The sequence below is a fragment of the Polaromonas sp. genome (genome assembly GCF_039930745.1).
Lineage (GTDB): Bacteria > Pseudomonadota > Gammaproteobacteria > Burkholderiales > Burkholderiaceae_C > Polaromonas.
Genome location: NZ_JBDTTH010000021.1, coordinates 47674 through 56422 on the forward strand (window position 1 = coordinate 47674; position 8749 = coordinate 56422).

At 62.0% G+C, this 8749-nt stretch carries 7 protein-coding genes and 1 tRNA gene; 2 read left to right on the forward strand and 6 right to left on the reverse strand.

Annotated features, from left to right (window positions below):
* The first annotated feature begins 52 nt into the window (after positions 1 to 52).
* Positions 53 to 355 carry a hypothetical protein gene (locus ABI660_RS09400; RefSeq protein WP_348067218.1) on the forward strand — a complete coding sequence of 101 codons (303 nt, stop codon included), beginning with the start codon at positions 53 to 55 and terminating at the stop codon, positions 353 to 355.
* Positions 356 to 444: 89 nt separating this feature from the next.
* Positions 445 to 2148 (forward strand): tetratricopeptide repeat protein, encoded by a 1704-nt coding sequence (locus ABI660_RS09405; protein WP_348067220.1) that lies wholly within the window; start codon positions 445 to 447, stop codon positions 2146 to 2148.
* Between the two features lie 158 nt (positions 2149 to 2306).
* Here ABI660_RS09405 and ABI660_RS09410 read toward each other — a convergent pair.
* The 6 genes from ABI660_RS09410 to ABI660_RS09435 form a co-directional block, all read right to left on the reverse strand.
* A tRNA-Phe gene (locus ABI660_RS09410) sits at positions 2307 to 2382 on the reverse strand.
* A 17-nt stretch (positions 2383 to 2399) separates the two neighbouring features.
* Positions 2400 to 3077 (reverse strand): response regulator, encoded by a 678-nt coding sequence (locus tag ABI660_RS09415; RefSeq protein WP_348067222.1) that lies wholly within the window; start codon positions 3075 to 3077, stop codon positions 2400 to 2402.
* 65 nt (positions 3078 to 3142) lie between these two features.
* Entirely contained in the window at positions 3143 to 5416 is a 2274-nt protein-coding gene (locus tag ABI660_RS09420) for an ATP-binding protein (protein ID WP_348067224.1), read from the reverse strand.
* Positions 5413 to 6096 (reverse strand): DUF4390 domain-containing protein, encoded by a 684-nt coding sequence (locus ABI660_RS09425; protein WP_348067226.1) that lies wholly within the window; start codon positions 6094 to 6096, stop codon positions 5413 to 5415. Before ABI660_RS09425 ends, ABI660_RS09420 begins: the two co-directional genes overlap by 4 nt.
* Positions 6077 to 7453: a 16S rRNA (cytosine(967)-C(5))-methyltransferase RsmB gene (gene rsmB / locus ABI660_RS09430; protein ID WP_348067229.1), complete on the reverse strand. Its 1377-nt coding sequence runs from the start codon at positions 7451 to 7453 to the stop codon at positions 6077 to 6079. The genes ABI660_RS09425 and rsmB overlap by 20 nt, the downstream gene beginning before the upstream one ends.
* A 259-nt stretch (positions 7454 to 7712) precedes the next feature.
* A partial coding sequence (locus ABI660_RS09435; protein ID WP_348067231.1) for an NAD(P)/FAD-dependent oxidoreductase occupies positions 7713 to 8749 on the reverse strand: 1037 nt, incomplete at its 5' end.

Genomic DNA, 8749 nt, shown 5'->3' on the forward strand with positions numbered 1-8749 from the left:
AAACGAATCAACTGCGCCAGCAGACAGCGCACTAATCTGAAAGAAATGGCCCATGGACAAGCTAGATACCTTGCATTCAGAAATTTCCAGTCTTCGCATGGTCGTGGCTATCGACTCGGCCATGCTGCTGTCGGTAATGCGGCGCATGAATGCCGACCAGCTCGCCATGGCGTCCAAAGACTTTCTTGAAGTATGCGAAGGACTGAGCATCAAGACACTGTTTTCCGAAATGGACGACCATTCCATCCAGTCAGCGCAAAAACGCCGCGACTGGTGGATTGGCCTGCTTGCGGAAATCGTCGCCAACGAGGCCGTGGCGCCGCCGCGTGCCACGAACGACAACCAGCCGGAATAGCCGGGGCCTGCTGCGTACAGGTTAAGCGCGCAGGATACCCGGCATAATCCGCGACCAGTGCGAGACCCGTGTCCCTGAAAGAACCCAGCATGAACCAGATCGAGGCAGAAGCTGCCTTCAAGCAGGCCATCGAACACCAGCAGCACGGTCGCCTGGCGGAGGCCCAGATCCTGTATGAGCAAATCCTGGCTGTACACCGCAACCACCATCACGCGCTTCACCTGCTGGGTGTCATCGTCAGCCAGAAAGGCAACCAGTTTTACGCCCGCAGGTTGATCGAGACCTCGCTAACCCTGGCCCCGGATGATCCCGATGCACTGGCCAACCTGGGCCAGGTGTTTTTCTATCTTGGCCTGTATGAAAAAGCGCTTGAGCACTGCGACGAATCGATCACATTGCAGCCGGCCAATGCGCGCTGCCATCTCTCGCGCGGCAAGGCCCTGCGATTCATGGCGCGCTACGAAGAGGCCACCGCCAGCCTGGGCGAGGCACTGCGGTTGCAGCCCGACCTGGCGGAAGCCTTTATTCACCGGGGGTTTTGCCTGCACAACCTCAACCGTCTCGAAGAGGCGCTGGACGACTACACCCAGGCGCTGCAGCTGCGACCCGACAACCCTGAAGTTCTGAACAATCGAGGCCATGCCCTGTTCGCCATGGAACGCCATCAGGAAGCCGTCCAGAGCATTGAACGTGCGCTTGAGCTTGCGCCCGACTTTGCCGAGGCGCACTACCACCGCGGCCTCACGCACCAGCACGAAAAACAGTATGTGCTGGCATTGGCATGCTATGGCCGTGCAGTACAACTCAAGCCTGACCATGAACAGGCGCTGGTGCGGCAGGCCTTCGTCATGCATAAACTGAAAAGGCCACCGCAAGAATGCATTTCCATCCTCGACCGGGCATTGCGAGTCAAGCCCGACGCAGCATCCACACTGGCCACACGGGCCGGCCTGCTGGCAGGCCTGAAGATTCTGGACCAGGCCCTGCAGGACTACGATCACGCGATCGAGCTGGCCCCGGACGATGCAAAAAACCATTCGGACCGTGCCGAAACCCTGATCATGCTCAAGCGCCCGGAAGAAGCCGCCCGCAGTTTTCGCAGGGCTCTCGAGTTGGGTGGGGACCTGGCCGAGCTGACTTACGCCCTGGCCTCGCTGGGTGCGGACATTGCCCCCGAAACCGCACCGGCGCGTTATGTGGTCAACCTGTTCGACTGGTATGCGGAGCACTTCGACGACCACCTGCAAGGGCGCCTGAAGTACCAGACACCGGCCTTGATTTGCGAGCAGATATTCAAACTGCGCCCAACCAGCGGGATGGACGTGCTGGACTTGGGTTGCGGCACCGGCCTGTGCGGGCCGCTGCTCAAACCGCTGGCGCGCAGCCTGACGGGGGTCGACCTCTCGCCCAACATGCTGGAGATGGCGCGCAAGCGTGGCATCTACGACCAACTCGTGTGCAGCGACCTGACCACCTTCCTCGAACCGCAGACCGCCTGTTTTGACCTGGTGGTCGCTACCGATGTGTTCATTTATGTCGGTGCGCTCGAGGCCGTCTTTGAAGCCACGCGAACTGCCGTGAGACCAGGAAGCCTGTTTGCTTTCTCGTTCGAGTCCAGCGAAAACGAAGATCTGGTGCTGCGGCCGACCCGTCGTTATGCCCACTCGGTGGCGTATATCGAACGCCTGGCCGGTGACCATGGCTTTGAAATCCTCGGCCTGGAACCGAGCGTAATCCGTGAAGAAGGCGGCAAGGACCAGAATGGCTACCTGGCGATTCTGCGATCTGCCTAGCTCCTTTTTTGATAGCTATTAGTGCTGATATCCATTGGAAGAAATGGGTGTTTGACTCTTAAAATGTCGCGGCAATCCCGATTTCGCTCTGAGACTGTGCGTGGCGCGGAATGCAAAACGCCCCAGAACCCGAAAAGGGCGCTGGGGCGCATGAATGCTGGTGGCCTGGGGCGGAATCGAACCACCGACACAAGGATTTTCAATCCTCTGCTCTACCGACTGAGCTACCGGGCCAAGCCTAAGATTATATATCAGGCGGCGCGCTTGCCTCGCGTCAGGTCCACGCCCAACTGCTTGAGCTTGCGGTACAAGTGGGTTCGTTCCAGGCCCGTCTTTTCTGCCACGCGCGTCATGGAGCCACCCTCCTTGGCGAGATGAAACTCGAAATAAGCTTTTTCGAACTCGTCACGCGCGTCGCGCAATGGCTTTTCCAGCAGAAAGCTTTGCGTGGCCTGGGGGCCCAGGTCCACCGCAACGGGCAAAGCCTGGCCAGTCATCGCAGCCTCCACCGTCATGTCCACGGCATGCAAAAGCGCAGCAGGAGTAGCCAGGGGTTTGCGCCCTGCTGATTTGACCAAACCCTGTTCGACAGCCTTCAGCAATTTTTGCAGCGTGATGGGTTTTTCAAGAAAGGCCATCGCGCCGATTTTGGTGGCCTCGACCGCGGTGTCTATGGTCGCGTGGCCGCTCATCATGATCACCGGCATGGTGAGGAGCCCGCCCGACGACCACTCCTTGAGCAGCGTAACGCCATCTGTATCGGGCATCCAGATGTCGAGCAAGACCAGATCGGGTCGCGACCGGACACGTGCGGCACGGGCCTGCGCCGCGTTTTCTGCGAGTTCGACCTGATGCCCTTCGTCGTTGAGAATTTCCGAGAGCAGGTCACGTATGCCCAGCTCATCATCGACTACCAGAATATTTGCCATGTTGAATCACTACCCCCGCCAGCAGTTGTCAGTTCTGCGGCTCTTGGCCCGAGCCTGCAGTGTTGTTAAGTCACAACCGCGAATGATAACGATACTTGAGCCCCCTGCACGGCGCCATCGACCACGCGATTGGAAATATCGACGCGTGCGCCGTGTTCATCGGCAATTTTCTTGACCACGGCAAGCCCCAAACCGGTGCCTTTGACCTTGGTCGTGACGTAAGGCTCAAACGCCCGTTTCAGCACGTGTTCCGGGAAGCCCGTGCCGCTGTCGCGCACGCTCAGACGCACCCGTTTCGAGGTTTCGGAGTACTCGGTTTTGAGGAGAACGCGCGCATCGGGGGTGCCCTCCTGCGCATCCTGGGCGTTTTGCAACAAGTTGTGAATAACCTGCCGAATCTGTTGCGCATCGCCCTTGATCTCGGGAGCCGCCGGGTCCAGCTCGCTGTAGACAGGCACCACGGCATTCTCGCTGGCGTAGAGCTGCATCACGTCAGCGACCAGCGCATTCAGGTCCAGCGGCTTGAGCTCGGCCGCCGGCAGGCGTGCGTAGTCTCGAAACTCGTTGACCAGACGCTTCATCGCATCGACCTGGTCAACAATGGTCTTGACGGATTTGGTCAGCAGAATCTGCTCGGGTTCGGCGACCTTGCCGGTGAGCTTCATCTCGAGCCGCTCGGCCGACAGCTGGATAGGCGTCAGCGGGTTCTTGATTTCATGGGCCAGCCGTCTCGCCACTTCGCCCCAGGCCTGGGCGCGCTGCGCAGACACCATCTCGGACACATCGTCGAACACCAGCAGGCATTCGTTGCCCGGCATCTTGGCGCCGCGCGCGATCAATGTGATGGCATTGTCGGGGGCACCGGGTTGCGCCGCATTGAGTTCGAAGGACTGCTGCCAGTGCTCGATGTCATGCTGCGCGTTTTCGCCGAAGTAGGTATCAAACTGCGCCTGCACCCCTTGCGCAAACACCTCCAGGCCTGGAATATCGGCGAGCGTGCGCCCATGGTAGGCCGCCAACGGAACGCGCAGGATGCGGGTGGCCCCGGGGTTGCTGGTCTGGATTCGGCCCTTGAGGTCCAGCACCATGACGCCGGCCGTGAGGTTGTCCAGGATGGTCTGCAGGTTGGCGCGCGCCGCGTCCACCTGGTCCATGCTTTTTTGCACCGCCCCGCGTGCGTCGGCCAGCTGCTGGGTCATGTCGGCAAAGGACCGGGTCAGGCCGCCCAACTCGTCCTTGCCTTGCAGGGCCGCCTTGGGCGTGAGATCGCCCTGGGCCACCTGCTTGACCCCTTCTGCCAACAGCAGCAGGGGCCGCGCCAGTTGGTTGCCGAGCACCACCGCCAGCAACACCGCACCAAACACCGCCAGGAACAGACTGAGCGTGAGTGTGCCTATGTACATCTTGCGCAGGCCGCCGCGGGCCAGGGCACGCTCCTGGTATTCGCGGTTGGCCTCCTGCACGGCAACGGCGTTGGCAACCAGGCTGGCCGGAAGCACCTCCGTCACCTGCAAAAAACGGCTTTCCCCTAGCAGCCCGACATTCGGGTTGTTGACCAGCGCCAGGGCCTTGATGCGCGGCGGCGTGGCGCCTGCGGTCAGGCTTGCCGCGCTGCCAGGCCCGGCACTGGAGAGCGCTACCTCGTCCAGACCTTCGATCTGTGTGGCCACGCGCTGGGTTCGAGCGCTGCGCAACAGCTGCGCGGGGGGCCGCTCGGGTTTGAGTGAGTATCGCGAATCCCCCGCGCTGGCAATCAGCTGACCGGAGGCCGTCCACAACACCACGTCGCTGACGGCCAGTTGCTCGCGCAAGCGCTCCAGCGCCAAGCCGGCCGAAGCATCGGGCGTCTGCGTCAGTTGCCCCGCGGCAACACGGGTCTTGTTGCCCAGCTCGACGGCCAGCGTGTCGAGCGTGACGCGGCCCAGGTTCAGGCCGGCATCCAGCGCGCCCTCGACCTTCACGTCAAACCAGCTTTCTATCGAGCGCGAAACAAACTGGTAAGACACGACGTAGATCATCAAGCCGGGCAACAAGCCCACCAGCGCAAAGATGGCGGCCAGCTTGACCAGCAGGCGGCTGCCGAACTTGCCCTTACGCAGGCGAAGAATCAGGCGCGCCACGATCCAGCCGATGACCAGCAGCAACAGGACAGCCACCGCCACATTCAGGCCCAGCAACAGGACGTAGTTGCGTTCGTAGAGCTCCCGGTTGCCGGTGGCCTGGGTCAGCAAGAACAGCAGCACCAGCCCCAGCGCCACCATGGCGCCGACACCAACACCAACCGTCCAGCGAAAAGCCGGACTGCTTTTCAGCGAGGACGGATTTCCCCTGATGTTCACCTCACAGCCTCTTTGGCTGCTTCTTTGGGCATTTCCGCGGGAACGTCCGTGACGTGGTCTTTAGGCATGTCACGGACAGGTTCCGCTCGCAACTCCCGGTTGGTCTCCACAGAGACGGTCCAGTCTTTCTGCCCCGCCACGCCAATCTGGAAGGGGCGCGGCAACTGCGACAAGTCGAGCCTAAAGCGGAAGTCCACGTTATGCCGGGTATCGGGCTCCACTTCAGCCGCGTCGGCAATGCGCCAGCGCGAGAAACGCTGGATGGAGGCAATGGCTTCGTCCAGGGTGTCGTAGTTCTGGCTGAAGGAAGCACGCAGGCCGCTGACGCTGATGGCGCCGGAAAGCACATTCAGGCGCCAGCGCCGCGTCAGCGGCTGAAAGGCCAGGCGCATGGTGCGGGTCGCTGTGGTGATGCGCTTGTCATACCAATACCAGCGGCCGCGGTAAATGTCGGCCTCAGCCACAAAAAACATGGGAATGCCCTTGAGCAGAGCGTCTTCGACGACTGGCGACAGGTCAAATGCGACTGTTGCAGACAGATACACACCTTCGTCGGAGCGCTCCATCTTGAGCTGCGTCACCTCGGTCGCCAATGCCCCCAGGTTTGCGAGCGCCATCCAGGCGCAGACAGCGAACGCCAACAGGCGCCGCAGCACCAGGTCAGGCTTTGCGTTTTTCAAAAACTGCGTAATAGAAACCGTCGTGCTCACCCTGCAAATTGTCCGGGAAGACGGTCGCACCAGCGACACTTTGAGGTAGCAAATGACCGGGCGACGGCGCGAAATGAGCGTCTTTGTGGTGCACAACAAACGTTTGCGCCTGCTGCTCACCTTCGGCCCTGAAAACCGAGCAGGTGCAGTACAGCAAACGGCCTCCCGGTTTGAGCAGTGGCCAAAGCGTTTCAAGCAGACGCGCCTGCAGCGCAGCCAGTTGCGCGATATCGGTCGGCCGGCGCAACCAGCGCACGTCCGGATGGCGCCGCACGATGCCTGACGCTGTGCACGGTGCATCCAGCAGAATGGCGTCATAAGGCCGCCCGTCCCACCAGTCATCGGGGCGGGCAGCATCACCCACCCGCAGGTCCGCCTTCAGCCCCAGGCGCTGCAGGTTATGGCTGATGCGTTCGCAACGGTGTGCATCGATATCCAGCGCTGTGAGCTCGCAGTCGGCCAGCTCCAGGAGGTGTGCTGTTTTGCCGCCCGGCGCGGCACAGGCATCAAGGATGCGCAGGCGCGGGCTTCCCTCCGGCGCGGCAAGGCCCTCGAGCAGCAGTGGCGCTGCCATCTGCGCTGCGGCGTCCTGCACCGAAAAATGCCCTTCCGCATAACCGGGCAATGCCGTCACCGGGCTGGGCGTAGCCAACACCACGCCGTGCGGCTCTACCCGATGCGCTATGATATTAATAGCTGCTAGCGCTTGCAGGTATTGGGCTGGAGTCGTTTTTCTTGCATTAATCCGGAGAATCAACGGCGCTCTGGCATTGTTCGCGTGCAGGATGGCCTGCCAGTTCGCAGGGTGGTCCTTGCGCACCCGGTCTATCCACCACTGGGGGTGGTTCCAGATGGCCTGCGGATGCTTTTCCGTGGCAGCCATCAGCGCGCCGCGCTCGCGCAGAAAGCGGCGCAGGCAACCGTTGATGAAGCTCGCCTGATGCACCGTGGCCTCGTCACGCTTGGCCGCTTCCACCGCCTGGTCCACCAGCGTATAGGCGGTGTAGTGGGGGCCGTCCCCGTCCGGCAAGCGGCCAAGATCGACGCTTGCGGCGCCCTCCTCCGTGCAGGCCAGCGCAAGCGCAACACACAACAAGGCATCGGCCTCGGGTGGCGGCGGCCGCTGGGCCAGTTGCTGGCGCAGAGCCTCGGCCCGGCCCAGCCAGCGCAAGGTATGAAAACCCAGGGCTTGCACGCCAGGCCTGACAGCGGCCTCGACATCCTCGAGGGCAGCAGTCATGGAGCGGCCGCCGCGAACAGCCATCAGTAAAAATGCCGCTCCTTGCAGCTGGCGCCATAGGGGGACTTGAGTGGGGTTGTCTTGCATGGAACTCGTGGACCCGTCCGAGGCGGACGGCTACCCGTATTAGACCAGCGTGAGCCACCAGCCAGCAGACGCCGCCCGAATTGCAGGCAGGGGCCGCGGATCTGGCTCTGCCAGTCCGCGGGCGCAGCGGCCCCCAAGGGGCTGGGGCCTGCGGCTCCAAACCTGCTTGAGCAGGTTTGGACGACGACAGAGGCGAAGCGTCTCGCGAGCCGCGGCCTGCAAGGCCTCGGGAGCTACACGCAGTGAGCGACCGTGGGGGCTAAGTTAAGGTATCAGCCCAGATATTGCTTGCCCAGCTCAGGGCGTAGGCGCCTTCCTGCTCGGTGGGGCCGGGGCTCACGCCGCCGGAGCCGGCCACGGGTTTGAAGGTTTTCTCGGCGGCCACGTATTCGTGCACGCTGGCAACGTGAATGACATTTTTGTTGTCCACGAAGCTGTAGCACGTGTTGGTCAGCATGGGCGCGGGGTTGATCTCCCAGCCCGACAACTGCGCCACGATGGCTGCGGCCGCCACTTTGCCGTGGTTGTTGGCCATGTGACCGCTCTTGGGCATCGCCGGCGCTACCTGGATGGAGTCGCCAAGCACAAACACGTCTTTCGCCGCAGAGGACTCAAAGGTCTGGTAATTGACCCCGCACCAACGGTTGTTGGCCATATTGTTCAGGCCGGTCTGGACAGCTATCGCGCCAGCACGCATGGAAGGCAGGACATTGAGCACATCGGCTTTCACGTCGTCCTGCACGTCAAACTTGACCACGCCATTCCTGGCGTCCACAGCCGTGGCCTTGTGCTGCGCGCGGTATTCGACAATGCCCTTGTATTGCTCGGCCCAGACCTTTTTGAACAACGCCTCTTTGGATGTCACATTCGGGTTGGCATCAAGAATCAGCACCTTGCTGCGCGGCTTGGCGGCCTTGAAGTAGCCGGCAACCACCGAAGCGCGCTCATAAGGGCCGGGCGGGCAGCGATAAGGCGCTTCGGGAATGGTGATCGCGTAGACGCCGCCGTCGGGCATGGCTTCGAGCTGCTTGCGCAGCGCCACGGTCTCGGGACCGGCTTTCCAGGCCTGCAGGACCTGGCCCGAGGCGTTGGCCTCCCCCAGGCCTTCAATGCTGCCGAACATCAGCTCAACGCCGGGCGAGACCACCAGCTTGTCATAAGCGATGGTGACGCCGCCGGCCAGCGTGACGGATTTTTTCGCGGTGTCGATGGCGCTGGCGTAGTCCTTCACCACGGTGACACCGTGGTTGCGGGACAGGCCCGCATAGGAGATGGTGATGTCGCCGATCTGCTTGC

What these genes read in the sequence shown, in the direction of transcription:
- ABI660_RS09400 (WP_348067218.1), top strand. Translation starts at nt 53, where the DNA reads ATGGACAAGCTAGATACCTTGCATTCAGAAATTTCCAGTCTTCGCATG.
- ABI660_RS09405 (WP_348067220.1), top strand. Translation starts at nt 445, where the DNA reads ATGAACCAGATCGAGGCAGAAGCTGCCTTCAAGCAGGCCATCGAACAC.
- ABI660_RS09415 (WP_348067222.1), bottom strand. Translation starts at nt 3,077, where the DNA reads ATGGCAAATATTCTGGTAGTCGATGATGAGCTGGGCATACGTGACCTG.
- rsmB (WP_348067229.1), bottom strand. Translation starts at nt 7,453, where the DNA reads ATGCAAGACAACCCCACTCAAGTCCCCCTATGGCGCCAGCTGCAAGGA.